This window comes from Kribbella rubisoli, from assembly GCF_004217145.1.
Taxonomy (GTDB): domain Bacteria; phylum Actinomycetota; class Actinomycetes; order Propionibacteriales; family Kribbellaceae; genus Kribbella; species Kribbella rubisoli.
Genome location: NZ_SHKR01000004.1, coordinates 1 through 24,030 on the forward strand (window position 1 = coordinate 1; position 24,030 = coordinate 24,030).

Sequence of the window (24,030 nt, forward strand, 5' to 3'; positions counted from 1 at the left end):
CGCCAATCCGAAGACGGCAGCCACGGTACGAGCCAGGCATCAGGTGATCGGGATCCAACCACCGCATCCAGCGGCAGCACCACCCTCACACTGAGTGCGACGGTAGCCGGGAAGACGTGGGCCGGGGGCGGCGTTGTCCACAGTGTGCTCGAGGTAGCGGTGATCGGTGCGGGACAGGCTGGGCTGTCGGCTGCGTACCACCTGGTGCGGCTCGGATTCACGCCGTACGACGAGGTTGTCGTGCTGGACCGGAATCCGGCGCCCGGCGGCGCCTGGCAGCACCGGTGGGACTCGCTGACGATGCACGACGTCCACGGGATCGCGAACCTGCCCGGCGTACCGGTGCCGCCGAGCTCTGACTCCGAGCGGGCGAATGCGTTCGTGCCTTCGTACTTCGCCGACTATGAGAAGCGTTTCGACCTGCCGGTGGTGCGGCCGGTGGCGGTCGAGAGCGTGCGCGAGATCGCGCAAGGCTTCGAGCTGCAGACTTCAGCGGGCGTGTACTCCGCGGCCGCGGTGGTGAATGCGACCGGGACGTGGGACCGGCCGTTCATCCCTTGGTATCCGGGGATCGAGACGTTCAAGGGCCGGCAGCTGCACACTGCGGACTACGCGGGCGCTGCTGAGCTGGCTGGACAGCATGTCCTAGTGGTTGGCGGAGGCGCGTCGGCGGTGCAGTTGCTGGCGGAGATCTCTGCTGTTGCGACCACGACGTGGGTGACGCGGCGGCCACCGGAGTGGCGGACAGGTGACGACTTCACGCCGGAGTACGGGCGGCAGGTGGTCGCTCGGGTCGAGGAGCGGGTGCGTGCGGGGCTGCCGCCGCGGAGCGTGGTCAGCGTGACCGGCCTGCACCTGCGTCCACAGGAACAGGCCGCTTGGGAGCGCGGCGTCTACACCCGCTACCCCATGTTCACGCGCATCACGCCAGACGGCGTGGAGTGGGCAGATGGTCGTAGCGAACACATCGACACCATCCTGTGGGCCACCGGCTTCCGTGCCGACCTCGCCCACCTGGCCCCACTCCACCTCCGCGAGTCCTCCGGCGGCATCCGCATGAACGGCACAGCCACCGTCGCCGACCCACGCATCCATCTGGTCGGCTACGGCCCCTCCGCCAGCACCATCGGCGCCAACCGAGCCGGCTTCACCGCCGCCCGCGCCCTGCGGGACCTCCTCAAATCGCAGGCCGCCTAGCCTCGTCGGGTCGGCCAGATCAGCTCACCATGAGGGCGTGTTCCTGAGTGTTGGCGCTGTGGCCGGCAACCACGCCAGGGATCAGGAGGCCCGCGATCAGGAAGAGGGCAGCGACGAGGAGCCAGCCCGGCCAGCCCCAGGAGATCGCGACCGTGGTGAGGAGCAGGGGCGCGACGAGGTCGCCGAGTTGGCGGCCCATGGCGTACGCGCCCTGGTACTGACCCTGCGCACCGGCCGGTGCGAGCTCGAAGCTGATGCCCCAACCGCCTGCCGACTGGAGCATCTCGCCGAGGACGTGGATCAGCGCGGCAACGATCAGTAGGCCGACAGTCACCACTCCGGACGTCGCGTCTGTGAGTGCCAGCACCACGCAGGCGCCGGCCAGCAGCAGTCCGGCGCGGCGGCCGGCCCGGGCCGCGCCAGAGAGAGTTTCGGTGCCACGGGCCACTCGGACCTGCAGCAAGATCACCGCGACCGAGTTGATCACCAGTAGCACCGAGATCATCCACCGCGGCGCATCGGTCGCAGTCGCCACCCAGAGCGGGATCCCGACCTGCGCCAGCGCTGCGTGCATCGTCAGTACGCCGTCCAGCGCCACGAACACCAGGAACCGCCGGTCTGCCAGCGCAGTCAACCCCGACGGCCCACTGGCCCGCGGCACCTTGTCCACCTTGGGCATGCCGAAGCGGACCAGTCCGGCGGTGACGACGTACGTCGCCGCGTTCGCGAGCAGCGCGATCACGTAGACCTCTCGCCGGTCGACGGCGAGCACGATCCCGGCCAGTCCCATGCCGACACCCATGCCGACGTTCGTCGCGACCCGCAGGATCGCCCGGGTCCGCACCCGCTGGTCGGCCGGCGACAGTCCCGCGATCAGCGCACCCTTGGCGCCGCGCTGCCCGGAGTCCGCGATCGCGGTCACCGCGGCGACCACGACGTACGGGACGAACGAACGGACCTGGGTGAGCGCGGTCATCGTGAGGGCCTGGAGCAGGAGGAATCCGACGTACGCACGGTTCGGGCCGAGGCGATCGGCGACAACACCGAGCGGGGTGCTGGTCACCAGGCCGACCAGTGCTGCGACGGTCAGGCCGATGCCGACGTGCCCGACGGACAAGCCGGCTGCCCTGGTGAGGTAGAGCGCGCCGACGGCCGCGTAGACACCGTTCCCGAGCGTGTTCACCAACGTAGCCAGGACCAGCCGACGCACTGCGGGCGGAAGAGAAGTCACGTACTCACCCAAAGCCCGCGGGCCCGGTCCGGCCGGTGAATTGACGGATCCCGTCAGTCCAACTGCGGTCTCAGCGCATGATCAGGGTCAGCAGGTCGGTGCCCAGGGTGGTCAGGGCCTGGTTGTCGAGGCGGTAGGCGACGAAGCGGCCTTGGCGTTCGGCGGTGACCAGACCGGCTCTCGTCAGAGCTCTGAGGTGGCGGGTGACCTGTGTGGGGTGGAGGCCCCACAGAGCGGCGATCTCACCGGCTGTTCGGGGTTCGCTGGCGACGGCTCGGCAGACCTGTAGGCGGTCGGGTGATGCGAGGGCATCCAGCCGGGCGCGGATGAGCTGAGCGGTCGGTACGGCGGTACTGCGCCCGCCCACCGGATAGATCATCGTGATCGGCTCGCCGGGGATCTCACCGACGAACAGGTGCGGCGCGATGTAGTTGCTCGGGACAAGCAACAGGCTCCGGGTGCTGATGTCGATCCGCTTGCTCTGCACCTTCTGTACGACGACGCTGTCCGCGTCGCGGAGGTCGATCGAGCCGTCCAGCGAGCACAGCATCGCGCCGGCTCCGTCGCGGATCGCCAGGTCGCGGTCGTGCCGGCCGCGGGCAGCCAGCTCGTCCCGCGACGACGTCCAGACCTCGCCGAACCACTCCTGCCAGCAGGCATCCAGCAGGTCCAGAAAGCGCCGTACCGGATCTGCAGGAGACGTCACGAGCGCCTCGACCAGCTCGGCCACCGCACGGCCACGGCTGCGAGCCCAGTGCAGTACTGCGTCTGGGTCGACGGACCGGCTGCTCAACGGGCGACCACGCAACGGCCGGACCAGCTCGGCGGCCACCTCCTCCGGCGGACGCGACCGAAGCGCAGCCAGCTCATCGGCCCACGACGGCATGCCAGTAGCACCCGTCGTCGCGAAGAAACGTGCACGGACCGCCCGCACCGTCCAGGCCCACTGAGCCAGCTCAGAACGCAGCTCAGCCGACAACGGCACGGACGCCGCCCACTCGACCCGGTTGTGGTGAGTTGGCTCAGCCAGCACGTGGAGAGCGCAGCCCAACTCGATCAGCGGCGACGCCACATGCCGAATCCGCTCCGGCTCAAGCCGACTGACGCCGGCCAGGACAGTGGGCACTCAGTCCTTCAGTTTGAATTGGAGGTCGGTGTCCCAGTCGTTCATGTCCGGGACCTCGCGGGGGTCGGAGCGGTAGATCTCCAGGCGGGCGGTCCAGTGGTTGCCGTTGGCGTCCCACTCCACGCCCTGCTCCTCGCCCCACGCCAGCAGCTCGCGGGTGGCCTCCATCAGGCCGTCCGGGTGGCCGTGGTGGCTGACGGTCGCGTACCGGCCGGCCGGGAGTACGCCGGTGACGATCTCGCCCTCGCCGGAGCGCAGGTCGTCGACCGGGAACCCGATCTCCATCACCAGCCCGGCGTCCATGTCGACCACGTCGTACTTGAAGAACGGCGCGTCGTTCGGAGCGATCTCCTTGGCCGCCAGCCAGTCGATCACCTCCCGCATCCGGTCCGCGAACGCCCCGATCCCGTCCATTGCAACCTTGCCCCGCAACGCGACGTACGGCCGTTCCCCAACCTCAACGATCTCCGGCATCGCTCCTCCAAATCTCGGTGGTGGCCTCAACCTACCGCCCGGCGATTCCTGAGGGTCTACTGAGACCAGGGGGTCACCATGCTGAAGCTCAAGGTCTTGCTCGCCACCATGGCGCTCTCGGTCGCCGTCCTGCCCGCGTACGCCGAGCCGACGACGCCGATCACCTACAACGCGGGTACGACGGCGACGCGGTTCACCGGGCTGGCGTTCGACACGTGCACTGCGCCGACGGTGGCGCAGATGACTGCCTGGAAGGCTTCGCCGTACAAGGCGGTCGGTATCTACTTCGGTGGCGTCAACCGGAGCTGCGCGCAGCCGCAGCTGACCCCGGCGTGGGTCACGGCGGTCACTGCGATGGGCTGGCGGCTTGTGCCGATCTATCTGGGACTACAGGCACCCTGTGGCAACCGGACGTACAAGATGTCGACGACTGCGTCCAACCGGGAGGCGGTGCGGGACGCGGACGATGCGGTCGCGAAGGCGAAGGCACTGGGCCTCCTGCCGGGTAGTGCGCTCTACAACGACATGGAGAACTACGACAACACCAACGCGGTCTGCCGGTCCGCCGTGCTGCACTACCTGTCCTCCTGGACGAAAGAGCTGCACCTGCAGCGCTACCTCTCCGGCATGTACGTCAACCAGGCCTCTGGCGCACCTGACCTCGCGGCGGCGTACAACTCCCCGTCGTACGCGCGGCCGGATGCAGTCTGGATCGCCCGCTGGGACGGCAACAGTTCGCTCACCGGCTGGCCTCCCGTGCCCAACACGTTCTGGGCGGTCGGGCAGCGCGGCAAGCAGTACATGGGCGACCACACTGAGACGTACGGCGGCGTGACACTCAACATCGACAACGATCGCTTCGACGCACCAGTCGCGTCCGTCGCCTACAACTACACCGTCCGTACGACGATCCACTCGTACTCCGGTCCGTCGACGGCGTATCCGGTCCGCTCGACGATCGCCGCGAACGCGGGCGTCCGCGTTGTCTGCCAGACATTCGGGCCGAAGATCGGCACCAGCTCCGTCTGGGACAAGCTCATCGACGGAACGTACGTCACCGACTACTACGTCCGCACACCGAGCAAGCCCGGCTACAGCGCACCGCTCCCCGGCTGCGCCTTCCCCTTCCAGACGACGATCAGCGGTCTGAGCCGGCGGCACGGCCCGGGTACGGCGTACGCGACGTACCCGAGCACTCTGCCTGCGGGGTCGCTGGCGTGGATCACCTGCCAGCAAGCCGGATCCAAGGTCGGCACTACCTCCGTCTGGGATCGGCTGAGTGACGGTAGTTGGGTCACCGACTACTACGTCGCCACGGCGAGCCAAACCACGTACACCGCACCGATCCGCCGCTGCTGACTGCTACTTCGCCCAGGGAGGCTGGACCGCGGTGCCGTCGGCCATGTAGCCCGTGAAGCCGGCGGTGATGGCGACGTACAGCTCTGCCGGGCCTTCGCCGAGGTTGGTCAGCGAGATCGGCTCACCGGCCGGCACGACGACCGCGTCGCCCGGACCGAGCTTGTCGGCACCCAGCGACACGGCGCCGCTGATCACCATGAAGATCTCGTCCCGGTCGAGCGTGTGCGGCGCGTCGCCGCCGTGCCCGGGCTCGACCGTGAGCTTCCACGTGCACAACCCGGCCGAACCGCGGCTCGGCGCGGCGAGCCCGGTGAACTCGACCCCCGGCAGCTGGAACCGCTCCGCCTCGGCCTCGCGAATGACGTGCATCTCGTCCCCCAATCAATTAGACAAGCTAACTTGACCAAGCCAGCTTGTCTATACTGACTGACATGACGCGATCGGGCAAGCCGGATATCGGGATCTTGTTGCTGCTGGCGGACCAGGAGTTCGTCCGCGAACTGCGCGAGCACGTGGCGGCGCAGGGGTTCGACGACCAGGGCCGGTCGGACGGATTCGTCTTCCGGACGCTCAGCGCCGGGCCGACCACGATCAGCGGGCTGGCCGAGCGGCTGGAGATCACCAAGCAGGGCGCCGGCCAGATCGTCGACGACATGGAACGCCGCGGCTACATCGAACGCCGCCCCGACCCGTCAGACGCGCGCGCGAAGCTGCTCCACCTCACCGAGCACGGCCAGGCCGCACTGTCCACGGCTCGGAAGTTCCATCAGGCGTACGAACGTCGCCTCCGCAAACGGTTCGGCGACGAGGCGATCGACACCCTGCGCGACGTACTGACCGACATGGCCGGCGAGGCCCAGATCAGCACGCCGCACTTCAGGGCGTTGATGTTCTAGCTGAAGTACGTCGGGAAGAGGTCGTTCGTGGGCCAGGACTTCACGCCGTTGGCGGCTGTCCAGAGGGCGGCGTCGATGTCGCCGTAGGACTTGCCGCTGGCGTCGTCGCGGCGGTTGAACAGGGCGGCCCAGCTCATCCCGTTGTAGGTGCGGACGACGATCGTGAACGTGCCGGGCATGCTGCCGGTGTGCCAGGTGTTGCGGCCGGTGCCGCCGGTCGTCACGGGACGGACCTGCCAGCCGAGACCGTAGTACCAGCCGTCGGAGTTGACGCCGATCGACGGTTTCGCCCAGACGTGGCCGAGCGAGGTGCTGTTCAGCACGCTCGACGGCGCGTCGAACATCTTCGCCCAGCGGACCAGGTCCGGCGCGCTCGCGATCCAGCCGCCGTTCGCGTCCTGGATCCGCATGCTGAACGTGCCGTACGGCGCGGGCACCGTCTTGCCGGACATGTCTAGCACGGTCGGACCGGAGTACTGCGACTCGTACGACGTCTCGCCGCTGTGCTTGGCGATCGAGTAGCCGAGCGACATCCGCTTGATCTTCAGCGGCGCGAGCAGCTTCTGCTTGACGTACTCCTCGTAGCTCAGGCCGCTGACCTTCTCGATCACCCGGCCGGCGAGGGTGTACCCGAAGTTGGAGTACGCGTACTTCGTGCCCGGGTTGAAGTCGAGCTTCTGCCCGGCGACGTACTTGATCACGTCGGCCTGGTGCAGCTCCATCGGCACGCCGAGCGTCCGGGAGATCGTGGCGTCCTTCCACTCCGGGTCGCCGGACACGTCGCGGTCCCAGCCGCCGAGGTGCTGGAGCACCTTCCACAGCGTGATCTGCGACCAGCGCGGGTCCCGGGTCAGCCCGGTCGCGGGCGTGATGTCGATGATGTTCGCGACCGGCGTGGACAGGCTCAGCTTCCCGTCCTGCACGAGCTTCACGATCGCGGCGGCGGTGAACGACTTCGTCAGGCTCGCGATCCGGAACAGCGACGTCGGCTGCACGGTCAACGCGGTCGACGTACTGTAGCCGCGGGCAAGCACCAGCCGGCCCTTGTACGTCACCGCGACCTGTCCGCCGGTGATGCCGCGGGCCTGCATGAACGCCTTCATCTGGTTGTCGAACCCGGCGAGCGCCGGCACCGCGGTCCCGGTCGTCTTCCAGGTCGCAGCAGCATCGGCGGGCCGCCCGATCAGGTACCCGGCCCCGGTGCCGACCGCAGCGGTCGCACCAGTGGCAACCGCGAGCTTCCCGAGATTCCGGCGCGTCAACTCCACGAACGTGCTCTCCTTCAGACCAGTTGATAGGCAGGGGTTTACATCTGCTTACTGCACTGAAGGAAGTCTTTCACCCGAAGAGGTCTACTCGACCGTCGATGCGTAGGAGATCACGCCGCGGCGGATCTGATCGACGACGGAGCGCGCCGTCTTGCGCAACGCGGTGTCGCCGGCCGCGTCGGCGATCTGTTCGGTGAGGTCGATGAGTTGCTTGACCCAGCGGACGAAGTCGCCGGCCGCGAGATCCGACTCGTACAGCACCTCGGCCAGCGAAGCACCCGACGCCCACCGGAACGCTGGCCAGCAGAAGTTCAGGTCCATCGACCGCAGGAAGTCCACCCGCATGTCCCGCTCGAGCGCGGACAGGTCCCGCCAGATCGAGCCCATCCGCTCCAGCGCTTCCCGTACGTCGCCACGCGGCAAGCGCGGTGACGTCGGCTCGTCCTTGGACCGCGACTCGTAGACCAATGCGGCCAGACAGGCAGCCAGCTCGGGCACAGTCAGGTCGTCGAAGACACCTTGCCGCAGGCACTCGGCCGCGACCAGGTCGAGCTCGGTGTAGATCCGCGCCAGCCGATCACCGGCCTCGGTCGTCTTGTCGCCGTCGAGGTAATGCAATGCATCCAGCACCTGGCAGACGCGGTCGAACTGGCGGGCGATCGTGTTCGTCCGCTGCTCGATCTTCCGCTGGACCTCACGGTTCTCCCGGTCGAGCCGGAAGTACCGCTCGGCCCACCGCGCATGGTCCTCGCGGTCCGAACAGCCATGGCACGGGTGTGCGCGCAACTGCGCCCGCATCTCCTGCAGCTCCGGATCGTCCGCGTGGGCAACGACATCGCGACCGCGTGAAGGCGGTCCGTCCTCGCCGAGCAGGTCGGTCCGCGTCCGCAGCACCTGCGCCAATTCGCGACGCTGCTGCGGGTTGCGCGGGTTGAACTTGCGCGGGATCCGCAGTACGCCGATCGCCTCGACCGGGGTCGGGAAGTCGATCATCGAGAGCTTCCGCACCTGCCGGTCCAACGTGAGCACCGTCGGCCGCGGACCTTCGCGCTCCGACCGCATCCCCGGGTCGAGCACGAGCGCCCAGCCCGCGCTGCGGCCGGCCGGGATCCGGATGATGTCGCCGGTCTTCAGCTTCTCGATCGACTCCTGCGCCTCGACCCTGCGGTCGAGCTTGCGCCGCTTCGAGCCGGACGCCTCGCGATCGCCGATCCGCCGGCGCAGGGCGGCGTACTCGAGGAAGTCGCCGAGGTGGCAATCGATCGACTCCTTGTACCCCTCCAGCGCCTCCGTGTTGCGCTGCACCTGCCGCGCCAGTCCGACCACGGCCTGGTCGGACTGGAACTGCGCGAACGACAACTCGAGCATGTCCCGCGCCCGCGTCCGCCCGACCTGGCGAACCAGGTTGACGGCCATGTTGTACGACGGCGAGAACGACGAGCGCAGCGGATACGTACGAGTCGAGGCAAGACCCGCGACCTCGCGTGGATCGAACCCGGGCTGCCAGAGCACGACCGCATGACCCTCGACGTCGATCCCGCGACGCCCGGCCCGCCCGGTCAGCTGTGTGTACTCCCCCGGCGTGATGTCGACGTGCGCCTCGCCGTTCCACTTCGACAGCTTCTCGAGCACGACGGTGCGGGCCGGCATGTTGATGCCCAGGGCAAGCGTTTCGGTGGCGAACACGACCTTGATCAGGCCACGCGCGAACAGCTCCTCGACGACTTCCTTGAACGCCGCCAACATGCCCGCGTGGTGCGCCGCGATCCCGCGGCTGAGCGCCTCGGCGAAGTCGTGGTATCCGAGGACGCCGAGGTCTTCGTCCGGCAGGTCCGCCGTCCGCTCGGCCACCACGCGCTTGATCTCGTCGCGCTCCGACGGCTTGGTCAGCCGCAGACCGGACCGCAGGCACTGCACGACCGCATCCTCACAACCCTTGCGGGAGAAGATGAAGAAGATTGCCGGCAGCAACGCTCCGGCGTCCAGCTCCTCGACCACATCCGAGCGGTACGGCGTGAAGTGCGACCGGGCCGGCCTGCTCTTCGGCAGGTCACGGCGCCGACGGGGTTTGCGCGAATCGTCGCGGAAGATCCGGTTGTCGTCGCGGGCGATCCGGACGAGCTGCGGATTGACCAGGTCCTTCACATCGGCCTTGACCGGTGCGTTCGCCTTCGCCGGATTGCCGGACTTGCTCGGCGCACCGACCCGCGCGGTCGGCGCCTCGCCGGCGAACAGGTCGTGCAGCCGCTTGCCCACCATCACGTGCTGGAACAGCGGCACCGGCCGCTTCTCCTCCAGCACGACGACGGTGTTGCCGCGAACCGTCTCCAGCCAGTCGCCGAACTCCTCGGCGTTGCTCACGGTCGCTGACAGGGACACCACCGAGACCGAGTCCGGCAGGTGGATCAGCACCTCTTCCCAGACCGCGCCACGGGACCGGTCGGCCAGGTAGTGCACTTCGTCCATCACGACGTACGAAAGACCGAGCAGAGTCCGCGATCCGGCGTACAGCATGTTGCGGAGGACCTCGGTGGTCATCACGACGATCGGGGCCTCGGAGTTGACCGAGTTGTCGCCGGTGAGCAGGCCGACCTTGTCCGCGCCGTAGCGACTGACGAGGTCGGCGTACTTCTGGTTGCTCAGAGCCTTGATCGGGGTGGTGTAGAAGCACTTCTGGCCGCGCTCCAGGGCCAGGTGGACGGCGAACTCGCCGACCAGCGTCTTCCCGGAGCCGGTGGGCGCTGCGACCAGCACCTGGTGACCGTCCTCGAGGGCGGCGCAGGCGCGCAACTGGAACTCGTCCAGCGCGAAGTCGTAGAGCCCCCGGAACTCCTTCACGGCCGGATGCTCCTGGTCCGAGCGAAACGAGGCGTATTTCTCGGACGGGGTGCTCATGGGACCCAATCTATGCGACGGCACCTACAGATTTGTCCCGGAGCCGGTTCTTGATGAACGTTGCGGCGTGATCGAGTGACTCGTCGGCCTCGGACAGGAAGCCGGCGAAGTACTGGAACACGTGCGGGGCGCCGGCGACCACGTCGAGGCTGACGTCCACGTCCTGCTCGGCGGCCCTGGCGACCAGGCGGAGCGAGTCGTCGAGCAGGATCTCCGCCGTACCGACCTGGACGAGCAGCGGCGGCAGGCCCTTCAGGTCGGCGAAGACCGGGCTCGCCAGCTCGTTCTTCGGGTCCGCGCCGCCCAGGTAGAACTCCGCGGACTCGGCCATGTTGGCGCGGCTGAACAGCGGGTCGTCCTCGTCCCGGCTGTCCATGCTCGGGCTCTTCAGCGAGACGTCGGTCCACGGCGACAACAGGACCGCACCCGCCGGCAGTGGCAGGCCCTCGGCCCGCGCCGCGATCATCGTCGCCAGCCCGAGCCCGCCACCGGCCGAATCGCCGACGATGACGACGTTCTGACCACTCTCGACCAGCTCCCGGTACGCCGCCAGCGCGTCGTGGATCCCGGCCGGGAAGGCATGCTCGGGGGCAAGCCGGTAGTCGAGCGACACCGCCGGTACGCCGCTACGGCGGGACAACGGCGCCGCGAGGTTCGCGCCGGTTCGCGCGGAACCGACGACGTACGAACCGCCGTGCAGGTAGAGGATGACGCCGTCCGCATCGGCGCCGTCGACGTGCACCTCCAGCGCCGGCACTCCGCCCAGCGTCCGCTCGACCAGCTTGACGTCGTCGCCGAGCGGACGACTCGCGAACAACTCGTCGAACTCGGCCCGCTGCTTCTCCGCGGTCCGCCCGAGCTCGGCCTTCTGCATCATGCCGCGTGCTGCTTCACGTTCTTCAGCGCTCATCTGTCCGTCTCCTGGTGATAGATTCCGAGGAATATAGTTCTCTGCAACTACATTCCGAGGAATCTAATTCCGTGACTGATCTCACAGCATTGTTCACGGACCTGGTCCGGTTGGAAACGCGGCTCTACAACGTGCTCGACGCGCGGCTGAAGGCGGAGCACGACCTCCCCCTCGGCCAGTTCGAGTTCCTGCGGTTCATCTCCGCGAACGGCACCTCCCGGGTCTTCGACCTGGCCCGCGCGATGGCGATCACCGTCGGCGCCACCAGCAAGGCCGTCGACCGCCTCGAGTCCGCCGGCCGCGTCCGCCGTACTGCGAACCCCGACGACCGCCGCTCTTCACTGGTCGACCTCACCCCGCTCGGCGAACAGGCCCTCGCCGCCGCAGCCCCCACGGTGGAGGCGGAGCTCAACACCTGGGTCGGCTCGGTCCTACCAGCCGGCGTCCTCGATCAGCTCGCCACCAGCCTGTCCATGCTCAGGCAGCGCGCCGAGGCCGACCCCCGCACGGACCGCCGCGAGGTGTTCAAGACATGACGCAGCCGGGCTCCCTTCCCTGGTGGTCCGATGGGAGCCCGGCTGCGCGCCTGGGGGTGACTAGTTGATGTGGTACGGGTCGCCGTACACCTTCCAGCTGAGCGGGGTGTCCAGGTTGAAGTTGCCGTTCTTGAGGAAGACGCGCTGGGCGGTGTCGACCCGGCTGGTGTCGCTGTGGGCCTCCTCCTGCTTCATCGCCCACACCCGCGCGTCGAGGAACGCGTTCAGCCAGGTGGTCTCGTTGCCGCCCTGCGACGGCGGCTTCGCCTTGCCGAGCGCGCGCTTGCGGATGCCGCCGAAGCTGGTCGAGTCGTTGCCGGGACCGTGCATGACGATCGCGTCGTAGTAGCAGAACTGACCGAGCGTGCGGACCCCGTCGGACTTGCCCTGCGCCACCGCCGGGTTGAAGTACACCCGGTCGCGCTCGTCGTTCTGGCAGCCCTGGAAGGCGGTGTCCTTGGCGGCGGTCTTCCAGTCCTTGGTGTAGTTCGGGTCGAGGCCCTTGTGCGAGTCGCTGCCGTTCACCTTGCGCAGCGCCGGCAGGTACTTCGCCAGCACGTTGCCGGGCTTGCGGTCGGTGTACAGCTCGACCAGGTCGAGCATGTCGCCGGTGCCCGAGCAGAACCCGATGATGCCGGCCGTGTAGCCGCGGCCGTCGTCGATGTCCTCGATGTACTTGTACTGCGCCTTCCAGTCCAGCGACGAGTTCTCCGCGCTGCAGACGATCTCCATCGCGATCTCCTTCTTCGCGGGATCGTCGAGACCGGTCGCCTGCGTCGCGGCGTCGGCGTGCGGCGCGTAACGGGAGATGGCCAGGCCGGCGGCGGGGACGGCCGCGAGCGACAGTCCGAGCATGAGTGCGGTCCTGCGGGTGGGGCGGTTCTCCATGACTCCTCCGAGGGGCGTCCGAGGGCACTAACTGTTAGGAAGCTTTCCTATCAGACGGAGGATAGAAATGAGAATACCTCGGACGTTAATGTTTTCAGCGGTTCTGGCCTTCTGAGTAGAAGGCTCAGGCGAACACGGTCAGCGCGCCCGGCGCGATGCCGATGTCGACCGGCAGTTGGCCCAGCGGCTCGTCATCGGCGTACGCCGTGATGCCGGGCGACTCGATCCGGACCGAACGGCCCTGGAGCGTGCGCACCGCCGGGTGGCCGAGATGGGTTCCCTTGGAGAGCTTCGGGAACAGCTGCAGCAGGGTCAGGCGGGAGACCGGCTGGATGATCGTGACGTCCAGCAGGCCGTCGTCGATCGTGGCGCCGGCGCAGATCTGCAGTCCCCCGCCGTACGTCGGTCCGGTGCCGACCGCGACGAGCATCGCGCTCGTTTCGATCGGGTCGCCGTCGACGGTCACGACGTACTCGAGCGGGGTGAACGTGCGCAGCTCGGCCAGGGTCGCGACCGTGTAGCGGGAGCTGCCCTTCGGCCAGGACATCGCGTTGGCCCGCTTGTTCACCAGCGAGTCGAAGCCGCCGGCCACGACCGTGGTGATGAAGACGTCCTTCGCCGTGGCGAGGTCGATGGTCCGGGTCTTGCCGGCCACGACCAGGTCTGCCGCCGCGAGCGGATCCTTGAGCGGTACGCCGATGCCGCGGGCGAAGTCGTTGCCGGTGCCGGCCGGGATGACGCCGAACGGCATCCCCGAATTCGCGAGCACCTGTGCGCCGAGGTGGACCGTCCCGTCGCCGCCGATCAGCGCGACCGCATCCGCCCCGGACGCGACCACCTCGCCGGCGATCCGGCCGACGTCCTCGGCGCAGGTCGTGGCATGAACGTCGACCGTCAGCCCGGCCGCAGCCAGCCGATCCCGAACCAGCGGCGCAATCCGCGCACCCAAGCCGCGACCGCTGGTGGGGTTGACCACCAGCGCGATCCGTCGACTCATCAATCAGCCAGGAGTTCGTCGCTGCGGGCCTTGCGGCGTTTGTCGTTGATCCGCGCGATCACCTCGGAGGCGAAGAACAGGACGCACATCGGGAACGCCAGCAGACACATCGTGAACGGGTCACCGGACGGCGTCGCCACCGCGGCGAACACGAAGATCACCAGGATGATGTACGGCCGGAACTTGGACAGAGCGCTCGCCGGCAGCACACCCACCATGTTGAGCAGGACGACCACCAACGGGATCAGGAACGCGATGCCGAACACCAGCAACGTCCGGATCACGAAGTCCAGGTACTTGCCGAGCTCGATCAGGTTCTGCACCTGGTCCGGAGTGAAGCCGAGCAGGATCTGGATGCCCTTCGGCAGCGTCCAGTAACCGAGTGCGATACCCGTGGCGAACAGCGGTGCGGCGATCGCGGCGAACAGGTACGCCCACTTCTTCTCGCTCCGGTGCAGACCCGGCGCGATGAATGCCCACAGCTGGAACAACCAGATCGGCCCGGCGACAACCAGGCCGAGCAGGGCCGACACCTTGATCCGGAACGTCAGCGGGTCGCCGACGCCCTGGAAGGTGAGCTGTGGCTTGAGGCCCCGGTTCTCCGCGAACGGCTTCACGGCCGTCTCGAACGGGTGTTTCAGGATCTCCAGCGCCTGGTAGTAGATGAACCAGGCCGCGATCGTGCACACCACGATCGCGAGCACGCTGATGAGCAGCCGGTTACGGAGCTCGACGATGTGCTCGCGCAGGGTCATGCGACCCTCGGGGTCTTTCGGGTGGCGGTCCTGTTTGTCCTTCCGCCGCCCGAACTTCACCATCGACACAGGTGCGTCGTTCGGCTCAGTTGGCGGTGTGGGTCGGCGGCAGGCCGTCGCCCGGCGCCTGGCCGTTCACCTGGTTCGGCTGCGCGGCCTGGGCCTGCGGGGCCGGCTGCTGCGCCGGGGGCTGCGAGGCCTCCTGGGTCAGTTCCCCGTCCTTCTTCTTGGGGCCGACCTCCTCCTCCCAGATCTTCTTCGACTTGCCGAGCTGCTTCACCAGGGCCGGCAGCTTCGCCGATCCGAACAGCAGCACGACGATCGCGAGGATGACGAGCCACTCTGCGCCTTGGGGCATACCGAGGAGCGGTGCCATGTCGATCTCCCTTTCCAACATCAACTCGAAGCTCGAGCCTGAGTTCGTGGCCGAATACTACGCCGGAGCGTGCGCTTCCTCGCGGGTCTGTCCAGACCCGGCCGTGGACTGCGCAGCATCCAGCTTGGACTGGGCGGCGACCAACTCACGCGTCAGTGCCTTGGCCTGGCCCCAGAGCTTCTTCGCGAGCAGGGCGAGGACAAGCGTCCACACCGCCACCACCACGAGGAAGAGCAGGAACCAGAACATACCCAGGAGCCTAGCCGGTTCTCGGCTATCGCCCACGCCCGCCGGGGCGTCTGCGCGGACAACGGTGTCGGAACGTGATGGTAAAACCGAGTGTCCCCGCCGCGTGACAGCGCGGGACAGCTGGTACGACAACGGCTTGGGATCGGGTCGGCAAGGGAGCAAGGATGGCGCGGATCGGCGTCGATGAGCGGCGGGCTCGGCTCGGGCGGAGGCATCGGCTCGGGGCAGGCTGCCAGGCGGCCGACCCGGTGGAGGCGGCCGCGTCGATGGTCGCGCTGCACGCCACGGATCCGGCCACTGTGCACCTGAGCGTCGCCGCGCGCGTGCCAGGGAGTGATGTTGCAGGCACGGAGCGTGCGCTGTACGACGATCGCTCGCTGATCCGGATGCTCGGCATGCGCCGTACGGTCTTCGTCGTACCGACGCCGTTCGCCCCTGTGGTGCAGGCGGCTTGCACGGACGACATCGCGGTCAAGCAGCGGAAGCTGCTGGTCAAGCACCTCAACGAGGCCGGTGTCGCAGAGGACGCAGAGGCGTGCGGGCGCTGGCTTGCTGCAGTCGAGGAGTCGACCGCCACCGCACTGGCGCTGCGTGGGTCTGCGACGGCGCAGGAGCTGTCCGCGGACGAGCCGAGGCTGCGGACCAGGCTGAGTATGGCGGCCGGGAAGACGTACGCCGCCCAGCCGTATGTGACCAGCCGCGTGTTGTTCCAGCTCTCCGCGGAGGGACGGATCGTGCGTGGACGGCCGCTGGGGACGTGGCTGAGCGGACAGCACCAATGGTCCCCTTCTGCCGACTGGCTGCCCGGTGGGCTCGGTGACAGACCGGCGGCGGAGGAAGCGCGGGTCATGCTCGCGCGGGCGTGGTTGTCGTCGTTCGGCCCCGGTACGGCGGCTGACCTGCAGTGGTGGGCCGGCTGGACAGGCGGACAGACGAAGAAGGCACTGGCGGCGGTCGAGGCGGTCGCCGTGGATCTGGACGGTCAGGTGGGCTACGTGCTGCCCGGCGACGAGGCGCCCGAAGTACCGGTCGAGCCGTGGGTAGCGTTCCTCCCCGGCCTGGATCCGACGCCGATGGGCTGGAAGGAGCGTGACTGGTTCCTCGGTCCGCACAAGTCCAAGCTCTTCGACAACACCGGCAACATCGGCCCGACGATCTGGGCCGACGGCCGCATCATCGGCGGCTGGGGCCAGCCCGAGTCCGGCGAGGTCCGCTACGAACTCCTCGAGGACGTCGGCGCCGACACCGCTGCCCTGGTCGCCTCCGAAGCATCCCGCTGGACCACCTGGCTAGCCGGCGTCCGCGTCACCCCTCGCTTCCGCTCCCCCTTGGAGAAGCAACTCAGCCAGGGTTAGTCGTCGTACGCCGAGAGGGCGTCGCGGGCGGTGGCGGCGATCTGGGTGGTGAGGTCAGGGGGATCCAGGACGGTGGCGGCGCCGCCCAGGCGGAGGACCAGGCGTTGGAGCCAGGCGGTGTCGGCGACGCGGAGTTTGACGATCAGGGAGTCGTCGGGGCCCTCTTCGACGGACTCGTTCGGGTAGTACTCGGCGACCCAGCGGGCCGGGGGTGCCAGCTTCACCGTGGCCAGCAGGTCCTGCTCGGAGGGCTGGAACATGCCGTTCGAGAGGTCACGCGGCGTGGCCTCGGGCGGTGGCTCGCTGGGCAGGTCCAGGAGCTTGACCGCGGCGATGCGGTCCAGGCGGAACAGGCGCACGTCCTCGGCGAGGCGGCACCAGGCCTCGAGGTACGTGCGGCCTTCGGACACGACCAGCCGCATCGGGTCCACGTCGCGCTCGGTCGTCTCGTCGCGCGACGGTACGTCGTACGTCAGGTGGAGCCGCCGCTTGCCGGCCAGCCCGCGGTTGACGGTCTCGGCGATCTCCGGCGCGGCCGGCTCGACGTGAACGTGCGCGGCGGCACCCTCACTCGCCGCCGCAGCCTCCCCCGCTGCCCGCTCCAGCTTGGCGATGGCCCGGTCGACCGCGTCGCGATCCGGGCCGGCTGTCACTTCGCGCAGCGTGCGCAGCGCGGTCAGCAGTGCAAGGGCCTCGGCCGCGGCCAGCCGCAGCGGCCGCGCGAGGTAGTCCGCGTTGTTGATGTGGATGACGCCGTCGCCCTCGGCCGCTTCGATGTCGATCTCGATCAGATCGCCCATCTGCGCACCCGGCAGCCCGCAGAACCACAGCACCTTCAGGTCCGCGATGATCTGCTTCGGCCGGACGCCGAACTCCTTGGCCACGTCGTCGACGCGCGCGCCGTCGTTCTCCCGCAGGTACGGCACCAATGCCAGCAAGCGCTGCACCTGGTCACGCGCATTGCTCATGCCCCGGCCACCGTCCGCAGCCGCCACAGCACGCCGTCCAGCACGTCCCCAGGACCTTCAACGACCGCATCCGGGCCGTACGACGCGATCTCCTCGGCCAGGACGGACGAGTCGGCGTACGGGACGTGCAGCAGGTCCCAGCCCTCCTCGTACTCCTCGATCGCGTTCGCGCGGCGGCGCAGGCTCACACACGAACCGGTCCGCGCCCGCACCTTCGCCTCGGACGTCGGACGCGGTGGCGCGAGCTCCGTCACCAGCGAGCGCAGGTCAGTCCCCTCAGGCACGGTGAACGCGCCAGGCTCCCCCACGGTCTTCACGTTGCCGCCGATACGCGACATCCGGAACATGCGAGTGGCCTGACGATCGCGGTCGCGACCGACGACGTACCAGCGGCCGTGCCAGGACACGATGCCCCAGGGCTCCAGCGTCCTCGTGGTCGGCTCCGACGCGCCGCTCCGCACGTGCTGGAACCGGACTGCTTGCCGCGCCACGACAGCGGACCAGAGTGGATCGAAGGCCGGCTCTGACGCACCGACGTGCGGCTCGATCGCGCTCAGAGCGGACTGGTCGGTCTGGATGCCGGCCGCCTTCAGCTTCAGCACCGCCGACGTGGTCGCCTCGGACAGGCCGGCGTGCTGCCACACCCGGGCGGCAACGCCGAGCACGGCGGCCTCGTCCGGCTCCAGGTGCACTTCGGGGAGCTCGAAGACGTCGCGCCGGATCCGGTAGCCGACCTCGTCGGAGAAGAACTTGTCGATCGTGCCCATCTCGATCGGGATGCCGAGGTCGCGCAGCTCGTCCTTGTCCCGCTCGAACATCTTCTCGAACGCGTCGTCGGTCTGGCCGGCGTACCCCTCGACGACCTCGCGGATACGCTCCTTCGTCACATAGGTGCGCGCGACCAGCAGGCAGATGACCACATTGAGCAGTCGCTCACTCTTGCGCGCCGACACCCGACCACCTTACGGCCTCCGGGCGTCCAAAACCCGCGTTTCCGCACCGAAACTTCGAACACACCTTCGACGCGCTAAGGTCGCTGCGTGATTCGCTGGCGGGACGGTGTGGTGGCGCAGGTCGGCCGGAGCTGGGCCGGTGCAGTTGAGCTGACTGTGACGGTCGGTGCGCAGACTGTGCGCGCCCTGGCATACCCGGACCTGGTCGGTACGCCGGTGGCAGGCGACCGCGTGCTGCTCAACGTGAGCGCGCTGGACCGCGGCCTGGGCACAGGTGGATACGCGCTGGTGGTCGCCGTACCGGACCGGCTGCCTGAGGACCCGCCGGAGCGCGGCCACCTGGTGAAGGCCCGCTACACACCGATGCAGGCAATGGTGCTGGGCGCCGACGAACAGGACTCCCCCGACCACGACGTGCTGCGGGACGCGGACGACCTCTTCGGTACGCCGGTTGTCGTCGCCGACCTGCACTCTGCGCTGCCTGCCGTGCTGGCGGGCATCTACGAGGCCCGGCCGACCACTCGGGTCGTTTATGTCATGACGGACGGTGGTGCGCTCCCGCTGGCCTTCTCGCGGAACGTGGCGACGCTGCGGGACGCCGGCTGGCTCAGCGGGACGGTGACCGTCGGCCAGGCGTACGGCGGCGACCGGGAGGCTGTCACCGTCCACACCGGGCTGTTGACCGCGGTGCAGGTCCTGGCGGCAGAGGTGGTCGTCATCACCCAAGGACCGGGCAATCTGGGCACCGGCACGCGCTGGGGCTTCTCCGGTGTGCAGTCAGGTGAGGCGGTCAACGCCGTCGGCACACTGGGCGGCCGAGCTGTCGCATCGCTCCGGATCTCCGAAGCCGACCCGCGTCCACGCCACCGTGGCATCTCGCACCACAGCCTCACCGCGTACGGCCGCGTAGCGCTCCAGCCGGCGGATGTCGTCGTACCGGATCTTGCAGGTGACTTCGGGGACGCCGTGCGGGATGCGGCCGAGCCGTTGAAGGCGCGGCACCGGGTCGTGCGGGTCGGCGTGGACGGGCTGTACGAGGCGATGGAGGCGGCGCCGGTCAAGCTGTCCACGATGGGTCGTGGGCTCGACGAGGACCGCGCGTACTTCGAGGCCGCGGCCGCGGCGGGCAGGCACGCGGCGGGTCTGGTGGATGTACCTCCACCCGGAGTGGGGACGCAGTACTCCTGATCCTGCGGGCCTTCGCGGCCACGCTGGAAGCATGAGAACGATTAGTCGGGTTGAACCGCCGCTGACCGCCCGGTCGGCGACGATGTCGTGGTTGCTGGCGGTCGCCGCCGGGGTCGTGGAGACCGTGGTCCAGGTAGGGCTCGCGCTGGCTGACGACGTCTCGACGTCCTCGATCGTCGGCCAGATCGCAGTTCGCGCGGTCATCTACGGCGCGCTTTTCGTGATCATCGACCGGTACTTCCGGCGCGGGGTGCGATGGTCGCGCTACCTGCTGGTCGGCGTACTCGGGACGGTCGGCGTGGTCTCGCTGGTCACCGAGCCGATCGGCTGGCTGATCGACAACGGCGACTTCACCACGATCGACTGGTCGGTCAGCTTCGTCACGATCGCCGCGCTCCGCGCCGTACACCTGACCGCTGTGATCAGTGCGGTGTTCTTCACCTTCCACCGCGACACCGCCCGCTGGTTCAACGCGAAAGGCCGGTCTCCCAGGTGAGGAGACCGGCCATCGGCTGAAGAGCTCTGAACTACTGACCGGTCTCCTTGGGAGCCGGGAAGGCGTTCAGGATGTCGATGACGGCGAAGGCGTTGACCACCTTGCCGGCCTGGTCCTTCGAGGCCGGGAGCTCGACCAGAACGCGGCTGCCGACCGGGATGCCGGCGAGGCCGTCGAGGGCACCGGTCTGGCCGGACGCACTCGGGCCGACCTGGAGCTGGTCGGTCGGGGCACCCGGCTGAGCCGGGCTCTGCGCGGTGGCGGGCTGGCCGTCCCAGGTGCTGGCCTGCTTCTTGCCGGTGTAGTCGTAGACGACGTAGCGGCCGATCAGCTGGCTGGCCTTCTCGATCGGCTTGCCCTTGCCGAGCGCGAACACGACCGGCTTGCCCGGCTTCGCCGGCGGCTTGGTGCCGGCCGCGACCGTCACCTTCGGCTCGGCGTTCAGCGGGCCGCTGACCGTGATCTTCGTCGGCGTCGACGGGGTGACCGGGTTCGCGTCCAGCGGGGTGTCGTTGGCGGCCTCGCCGATCAGGTCGACGACGAAGATCAGCGTGTCGTCGCCCTTGATACCGGCCTGCTCGTTACCGGTGGACTTGTAGCCCTTGTCCGCCGGGATCGACAGCATCACACGGCTGCCGATCTTCTTGCCGACCAGACCCTCGTCCCAGCCGGCGATGACGCCGCCGACCCCGATCGGGAACGACGAGGGTGCGCCGCGGTCGTAGGAGTTGTCGAAGACCTTGCCGTCGCGCCAGATCTGGCCGAGGTAGTTCGCGGTGAGCAGCTCGCCCTTCTTCACCTCGGGACCGTCGCCCTCCTTGAGGACCTCGGTCACCAGGGTCTTGTCCGGGTCGCCTTCGCGATGGGTGACGGTCGGCTTCTGCCCGAAGTCCGAGGTCACCTTGACACCGCCGGCCCCGAACTCGTCCTTCTTGTCCGATCCGCACGCCACCAGGGACGACCCCAGCGCCGCAACCACGACCAGACTCAACAACTTGCGCACGAAACCAGCACCTCGAACATCCCGGCGCAGGTCAGCGCCGATCGACTCCGGTCAACAACGCCGCCCACCCTAGCTTGCGGCTTCAACTGGGTGGACGGCTGGCTGCGTCACCGTTGAGTCACACCACGTACAGTCACAACGCTCAGAAACCGACGGCATTGTGCGGTGCGCGCTCCGTTCGCAGTACTGCGTCCAGCCGGGACACTGCGCCCGGTGTGTGCTCGTCGATGCGGCCGGCGTGGGACAGCTCACTTGCGCGGACACCGCCGAGGTACAGCGATCCCAGCTCGGCGATGCCGAGCGACAGGTCTGCGGTCTGGTCAGTAGTTGTGCAGCTGGCTCCAGCCGGTGCTGCGTCCAGACGCCAGCGGCCAGAGCCGAACAGGTCGTCCGACACATCCAGTACGAGCGAATCGGTCGCGGCGTACGTCCGTGCCTCCAGAGCCCCTCGTACGTCGAGGATGCGCAGCCACAGGTTGTCCCGCGTCCGCGTGAGCTTCAGCGCCCGCGGATTGGTCAGCATCCAGCGCAGTGGTTCGTCGACGGGTCGCCGTGCCGCAACGACGCGCTTGGTGAGGTCGAAGTCGAGCAGCAACCCCCACAGCGCCCGGTACGCATCGGATGTCAGCGCCTCGAAAGCTTCAACCTGCAGTACGCCCGTCTGAGCCGGATCCGGCGACCACGGCAACCGGAAGATCGCAGCACCGTCCACTGCCCCCGCAGCATCGCGATGCACGAGGTGGTGCGCCCGCCCGGACCCGTCCGCCGGCAACGCACCGGCTGCGAGCCCGTCCCACTTACCCGGCAGCGGACTGATCTCCCCTACGCGCTGGGCACGCACCTGTTCATGCAGCACCGGCCACACCTCGCCCGCCACCCCGCCGTCCACCAGCTCGAGCGCACCCGAGTCGGAGAACTCAGACCGGAAGGCGGCGTCGGTACGCCGTACCTCCCAGCGGTGCTGGAATGTCGCCGGCGAGAACCCGTACCGGCCGTAGATCGTCCCCTCGCTGGCACTGAGTCCGGCCAGGAACTCACCACGCTCGCGGCAGTCCGCCAGCATCGCGGACATGATCTTCCGCAGCAGCCCACGCCTGCGGTACGTCGGCAGCACAGCGGTGGACGTCACGCCGCCGAGGCCCAGTTGCCGGCCGCCCGGGACGGTGACCTGCACCGACACGATCGCCGACCCGCCGGCGATCTTGCCGTCGACGAACGCGGCTTGCGGGCGGATCCAGTCCGCCCGGAGCTCGTCGGCGTACCGCTCGAGGTCGGCGGCGGTCGGCGGGACCTGCGGTGGCCAGGCGGCTGTTCCGGCGTACCAGGCCGACGGCTCGGGCTCCTCCTGCGGGAAGCCGTTCACGTACGGCAGGACGCGCAGGTACTCCAGTGACTCGGCCGCGGTGATCGGCCGGATTTCAATCGCCATGCGCCCTTTCTAAGCAGCGCATGGCGACCAAGCACCCGATTTAGCCAGGAACTACATGCTGGCGATGAGCTTCTCGACGCGCTCGTCGTGGGCCCCCCGCCCCCTCTTTCCTTCCCTTACATGCTGGCGATCAGCTTCTCCACGCGCTCGTCGTGGGACTTGAAGGGGTCTTTGCACAACACCGTGCGCTGGGCCTGGTCGTTGAGCTTGAGGTGCACCCAGTCGACGGTGAAGTCGCGGCGGCGCTCCTGTGCGCGCTTGATGAACTCCCCGCGCAGCCGGGCCCGCGTGGTCTGCGGCGGCACCGACTTGGCCTCGAACACCCGCAGGTCGTCGACGACCCGGGTGACCGCGCCCTTGCGCTCGAGCAGGTAGTAGAGCCCGCGCGGCCGGTGGATGTCGTGGTACGCCAGGTCGAGCTGCGCCACCCGCGGGCTGGCCAGACCGAGGTTGTTCTGCGCGCGGTAGCGCTCGATCAGCCGGTATTTGATCACCCAGTCGATCTCGCGCTCGATCCCGGACATGTCGCCGGACTCGATCGCCTTCAGCGTCCGCTCCCACAGCGACAGCGCCCGCTCGACCGCCGGCGTCCCGAGCTCGCGGCGGTCGACGAAGTCGCGCGCCTTGGTCAGGTACTCCGTCTGGATGTCCAGCGCCGACGCCTCGCGGCCGTTCGCCAGCCGGACCTCGCGGCGACCGGTCATGTCGTGGCTGATCTCGCGGATCGCCCGGATCGGGTTGTCCAGGGTCAGGTCGCGCATCACGATGCCGGCCTCGATCATCCGCAGCACCAGGTCGGTGCTGGCCACCTTGAGCAGCATGGTGGTCTCGGACATGTTCGAGTCGCCGACGATCACGTGCAGCCGGCGGAAGCGCTCGGCGTCCGCGTGCGGCTCGTCACGGGTGTTGATGATGGGCCGGGACCTGGTGGTCGCGCTGGAGACGCCTTCCCAGATGTGCTCGGCCCGCTGCGACACGGAGTACACCGCGCCGCGGGGGGTCTGCAGCACCTTGCCGGCGCCGCAGATCAGCTGCCGGGTGACCAGGAACGGGATCAGCACGTCGGCCAGCTTGGCGAAGTCGCCGTGCCGGCTGACCAGGTAGTTCTCGTGGCAGCCGTAGCTGTTGCCGGCCGAGTCGGTGTTGTTCTTGAACAGGTAGACGTCGCCGAAGATGCCTTCGTCGTGCAGCCGCTTCTGCGCGTCGACCAGCAGTCCCTCGAGGATCCGCTCACCGGCTTTGTCGTGCGCGATCAGGTCGGTGACCGAGTCGCACTCGCCGGTCGCGTACTCCGGGTGGGAGCCCACGTCGAGGTAGAGCCGGGCCCCGTTGCGGAGGAAGACGTTGCTGCTCCGCCCCCAGGACACGACCCGCCGAAACAGGTACCGCGCCACCTCGTCCGGGGTCAGTCGCCGCTGCCCGCGGAACGTACAGGTCACGCCGTACTCGTTCTCCAGACCGAAGATTCGCCGGTTCACATC

At 68.5% G+C, this 24,030-nt stretch carries 24 protein-coding genes; 7 read left to right on the forward strand and 17 right to left on the reverse strand.

The features are described from left to right. The first annotated feature begins 159 nt into the window (after positions 1-159). Positions 160-1,197, forward strand: a complete 1,038-nt coding sequence (locus tag EV645_RS02150; protein ID WP_338419121.1) for an NAD(P)-binding domain-containing protein — start codon at positions 160-162, stop codon at positions 1,195-1,197. 19 nt (positions 1,198-1,216) lie between these two features. Here the strand turns inward: EV645_RS02150 and EV645_RS02155 are convergent, their stop codons facing one another. The 3 genes from EV645_RS02155 to EV645_RS02165 all read right to left on the reverse strand — a co-directional run bounded on the left by EV645_RS02155 (position 1,217) and on the right by EV645_RS02165 (position 4,028). Further along, entirely contained in the window at positions 1,217-2,428 is a 1,212-nt protein-coding gene (locus EV645_RS02155) for an MFS transporter (RefSeq protein ID WP_130439192.1), read from the reverse strand. Positions 2,429-2,498: 70 nt separating this feature from the next. Then, positions 2,499-3,554 (reverse strand): ArsR/SmtB family transcription factor, encoded by a 1,056-nt coding sequence (locus EV645_RS02160; RefSeq protein ID WP_130439194.1) that lies wholly within the window; start codon positions 3,552-3,554, stop codon positions 2,499-2,501. Continuing rightward, entirely contained in the window at positions 3,555-4,028 is a 474-nt protein-coding gene (locus tag EV645_RS02165) for a GyrI-like domain-containing protein (protein WP_130439196.1), read from the reverse strand. It lies immediately after the preceding gene. A gap of 78 nt (positions 4,029-4,106) precedes the next feature. Between EV645_RS02165 and EV645_RS02170 the strand changes: the two genes are divergently transcribed. Beyond that, on the forward strand, positions 4,107-5,387 hold the full coding sequence (locus EV645_RS02170; protein WP_130439198.1) for a glycoside hydrolase domain-containing protein: 1,281 nt from the start codon (positions 4,107-4,109) through the stop codon (positions 5,385-5,387). A 3-nt stretch (positions 5,388-5,390) separates the two neighbouring features. On the opposite strand, the gene EV645_RS02175 is transcribed toward EV645_RS02170, so the two are convergent. Continuing rightward, complete coding sequence (locus EV645_RS02175) at positions 5,391-5,756, reverse strand: cupin domain-containing protein (RefSeq protein WP_130439200.1); 366 nt, start codon at positions 5,754-5,756, stop codon at positions 5,391-5,393. Positions 5,757-5,818: 62 nt separating this feature from the next. Here EV645_RS02175 and EV645_RS02180 point away from each other — a divergent pair, with 62 nt between their 5' ends. Further along, positions 5,819-6,283, forward strand: a complete 465-nt coding sequence (locus EV645_RS02180; protein ID WP_130439202.1) for a MarR family winged helix-turn-helix transcriptional regulator — start codon at positions 5,819-5,821, stop codon at positions 6,281-6,283. Here EV645_RS02180 and EV645_RS02185 read toward each other — a convergent pair. From EV645_RS02185 to EV645_RS02195, 3 genes are all read right to left on the reverse strand, one after another. Continuing rightward, positions 6,280-7,551 (reverse strand): serine hydrolase domain-containing protein, encoded by a 1,272-nt coding sequence (locus EV645_RS02185; protein WP_130439204.1) that lies wholly within the window; start codon positions 7,549-7,551, stop codon positions 6,280-6,282. The genes EV645_RS02180 and EV645_RS02185 overlap by 4 nt on opposite strands. Positions 7,552-7,635: 84 nt before the next feature. Next, positions 7,636-10,446 (reverse strand): DEAD/DEAH box helicase, encoded by a 2,811-nt coding sequence (locus EV645_RS02190; protein ID WP_130439206.1) that lies wholly within the window; start codon positions 10,444-10,446, stop codon positions 7,636-7,638. Positions 10,447-10,456: 10 nt separating this feature from the next. Next, positions 10,457-11,356 carry an alpha/beta hydrolase gene (locus tag EV645_RS02195; RefSeq protein ID WP_130439208.1) on the reverse strand — a complete coding sequence of 300 codons (900 nt, stop codon included), beginning with the start codon at positions 11,354-11,356 and terminating at the stop codon, positions 10,457-10,459. A 71-nt stretch (positions 11,357-11,427) separates the two neighbouring features. Between EV645_RS02195 and EV645_RS02200 the strand changes: the two genes are divergently transcribed. Further along, a complete protein-coding gene (locus EV645_RS02200) occupies positions 11,428-11,892 on the forward strand; it encodes a MarR family winged helix-turn-helix transcriptional regulator (protein ID WP_130439210.1) in 465 nt (154 codons plus the stop codon). 60 nt (positions 11,893-11,952) lie between these two features. Here the strand turns inward: EV645_RS02200 and EV645_RS02205 are convergent, their stop codons facing one another. From EV645_RS02205 to EV645_RS02225, 5 genes are all read right to left on the reverse strand, one after another. Further along, positions 11,953-12,780, reverse strand: coding sequence for a chitosanase (locus EV645_RS02205; RefSeq protein ID WP_157996992.1), 828 nt, complete (start codon positions 12,778-12,780; stop codon positions 11,953-11,955). A gap of 124 nt (positions 12,781-12,904) precedes the next feature. Beyond that, entirely contained in the window at positions 12,905-13,777 is an 873-nt protein-coding gene (locus EV645_RS02210) for a diacylglycerol/lipid kinase family protein (protein ID WP_130439212.1), read from the reverse strand. Then, a complete protein-coding gene (tatC, locus tag EV645_RS02215) occupies positions 13,777-14,595 on the reverse strand; it encodes a twin-arginine translocase subunit TatC (RefSeq protein WP_242000159.1) in 819 nt (272 codons plus the stop codon). Before tatC ends, EV645_RS02210 begins: the two co-directional genes overlap by 1 nt. 22 nt (positions 14,596-14,617) lie before the next feature. Beyond that, positions 14,618-14,908: a twin-arginine translocase TatA/TatE family subunit gene (locus EV645_RS02220; protein ID WP_130439214.1), complete on the reverse strand. Its 291-nt coding sequence runs from the start codon at positions 14,906-14,908 to the stop codon at positions 14,618-14,620. 57 nt (positions 14,909-14,965) lie between these two features. Then, entirely contained in the window at positions 14,966-15,157 is a 192-nt protein-coding gene (locus EV645_RS02225; RefSeq protein ID WP_130439216.1) for a hypothetical protein, read from the reverse strand. Between the two features lie 164 nt (positions 15,158-15,321). Between EV645_RS02225 and EV645_RS02230 the strand changes: the two genes are divergently transcribed. After that, positions 15,322-16,512 carry a winged helix DNA-binding domain-containing protein gene (locus tag EV645_RS02230; RefSeq protein WP_130439218.1) on the forward strand — a complete coding sequence of 397 codons (1,191 nt, stop codon included), beginning with the start codon at positions 15,322-15,324 and terminating at the stop codon, positions 16,510-16,512. On the opposite strand, the gene EV645_RS02235 is transcribed toward EV645_RS02230, so the two are convergent. Both EV645_RS02235 and EV645_RS02240 read right to left on the reverse strand, forming a co-directional pair. Further along, positions 16,509-17,480, reverse strand: a complete 972-nt coding sequence (locus tag EV645_RS02235; RefSeq protein WP_130439220.1) for a helix-turn-helix transcriptional regulator — start codon at positions 17,478-17,480, stop codon at positions 16,509-16,511. The genes EV645_RS02230 and EV645_RS02235 overlap by 4 nt on opposite strands. Then, positions 17,477-18,433, reverse strand: a complete 957-nt coding sequence (locus EV645_RS02240) for a helix-turn-helix transcriptional regulator (protein ID WP_130439222.1) — start codon at positions 18,431-18,433, stop codon at positions 17,477-17,479. Before EV645_RS02240 ends, EV645_RS02235 begins: the two co-directional genes overlap by 4 nt. 87 nt (positions 18,434-18,520) lie before the next feature. Here EV645_RS02240 and EV645_RS02245 point away from each other — a divergent pair, with 87 nt between their 5' ends. Both EV645_RS02245 and EV645_RS02250 read left to right on the forward strand, forming a co-directional pair. Next, positions 18,521-19,621 carry a DUF3866 family protein gene (locus EV645_RS02245; protein WP_130439224.1) on the forward strand — a complete coding sequence of 367 codons (1,101 nt, stop codon included), beginning with the start codon at positions 18,521-18,523 and terminating at the stop codon, positions 19,619-19,621. Positions 19,622-19,652: 31 nt separating this feature from the next. Then, complete coding sequence (locus EV645_RS02250; RefSeq protein WP_130439226.1) at positions 19,653-20,117, forward strand: hypothetical protein; 465 nt, start codon at positions 19,653-19,655, stop codon at positions 20,115-20,117. A gap of 31 nt (positions 20,118-20,148) precedes the next feature. Here the strand turns inward: EV645_RS02250 and EV645_RS02255 are convergent, their stop codons facing one another. The 3 genes from EV645_RS02255 to pafA form a co-directional block, all read right to left on the reverse strand. Next, entirely contained in the window at positions 20,149-21,120 is a 972-nt protein-coding gene (locus EV645_RS02255) for an FKBP-type peptidyl-prolyl cis-trans isomerase (protein WP_130439228.1), read from the reverse strand. A 142-nt stretch (positions 21,121-21,262) separates the two neighbouring features. Continuing rightward, positions 21,263-22,549, reverse strand: a complete 1,287-nt coding sequence (locus EV645_RS02260) for a GNAT family N-acetyltransferase (RefSeq protein WP_130439230.1) — start codon at positions 22,547-22,549, stop codon at positions 21,263-21,265. A 116-nt stretch (positions 22,550-22,665) separates the two neighbouring features. Next, a complete protein-coding gene (pafA, locus tag EV645_RS02265; RefSeq protein ID WP_130439232.1) occupies positions 22,666-24,027 on the reverse strand; it encodes a Pup--protein ligase in 1,362 nt (453 codons plus the stop codon). Between the last annotated feature and the right edge of the window lie 3 nt (positions 24,028-24,030).

What these genes read in the sequence shown, in the direction of transcription:
- tatC (WP_242000159.1), bottom strand. Translation starts at nt 14,595, where the DNA reads ATGGTGAAGTTCGGGCGGCGGAAGGACAAACAGGACCGCCACCCGAAA.
- EV645_RS02250 (WP_130439226.1), top strand. Translation starts at nt 19,653, where the DNA reads ATGAGAACGATTAGTCGGGTTGAACCGCCGCTGACCGCCCGGTCGGCG.
- EV645_RS02195 (WP_130439208.1), bottom strand. Translation starts at nt 11,356, where the DNA reads ATGAGCGCTGAAGAACGTGAAGCAGCACGCGGCATGATGCAGAAGGCC.
- EV645_RS02260 (WP_130439230.1), bottom strand. Translation starts at nt 22,549, where the DNA reads ATGGCGATTGAAATCCGGCCGATCACCGCGGCCGAGTCACTGGAGTAC.
- EV645_RS02225 (WP_130439216.1), bottom strand. Translation starts at nt 15,157, where the DNA reads ATGTTCTGGTTCCTGCTCTTCCTCGTGGTGGTGGCGGTGTGGACGCTT.
- EV645_RS02165 (WP_130439196.1), bottom strand. Translation starts at nt 4,028, where the DNA reads ATGCCGGAGATCGTTGAGGTTGGGGAACGGCCGTACGTCGCGTTGCGG.
- EV645_RS02205 (WP_157996992.1), bottom strand. Translation starts at nt 12,780, where the DNA reads ATGGAGAACCGCCCCACCCGCAGGACCGCACTCATGCTCGGACTGTCG.
- EV645_RS02190 (WP_130439206.1), bottom strand. Translation starts at nt 10,446, where the DNA reads ATGAGCACCCCGTCCGAGAAATACGCCTCGTTTCGCTCGGACCAGGAG.
- EV645_RS02230 (WP_130439218.1), top strand. Translation starts at nt 15,322, where the DNA reads ATGGCGCGGATCGGCGTCGATGAGCGGCGGGCTCGGCTCGGGCGGAGG.
- EV645_RS02180 (WP_130439202.1), top strand. Translation starts at nt 5,819, where the DNA reads ATGACGCGATCGGGCAAGCCGGATATCGGGATCTTGTTGCTGCTGGCG.
- EV645_RS02175 (WP_130439200.1), bottom strand. Translation starts at nt 5,756, where the DNA reads ATGCACGTCATTCGCGAGGCCGAGGCGGAGCGGTTCCAGCTGCCGGGG.
- EV645_RS02220 (WP_130439214.1), bottom strand. Translation starts at nt 14,908, where the DNA reads ATGGCACCGCTCCTCGGTATGCCCCAAGGCGCAGAGTGGCTCGTCATC.
- EV645_RS02235 (WP_130439220.1), bottom strand. Translation starts at nt 17,480, where the DNA reads ATGAGCAATGCGCGTGACCAGGTGCAGCGCTTGCTGGCATTGGTGCCG.
- EV645_RS02170 (WP_130439198.1), top strand. Translation starts at nt 4,107, where the DNA reads ATGCTGAAGCTCAAGGTCTTGCTCGCCACCATGGCGCTCTCGGTCGCC.
- EV645_RS02210 (WP_130439212.1), bottom strand. Translation starts at nt 13,777, where the DNA reads ATGAGTCGACGGATCGCGCTGGTGGTCAACCCCACCAGCGGTCGCGGC.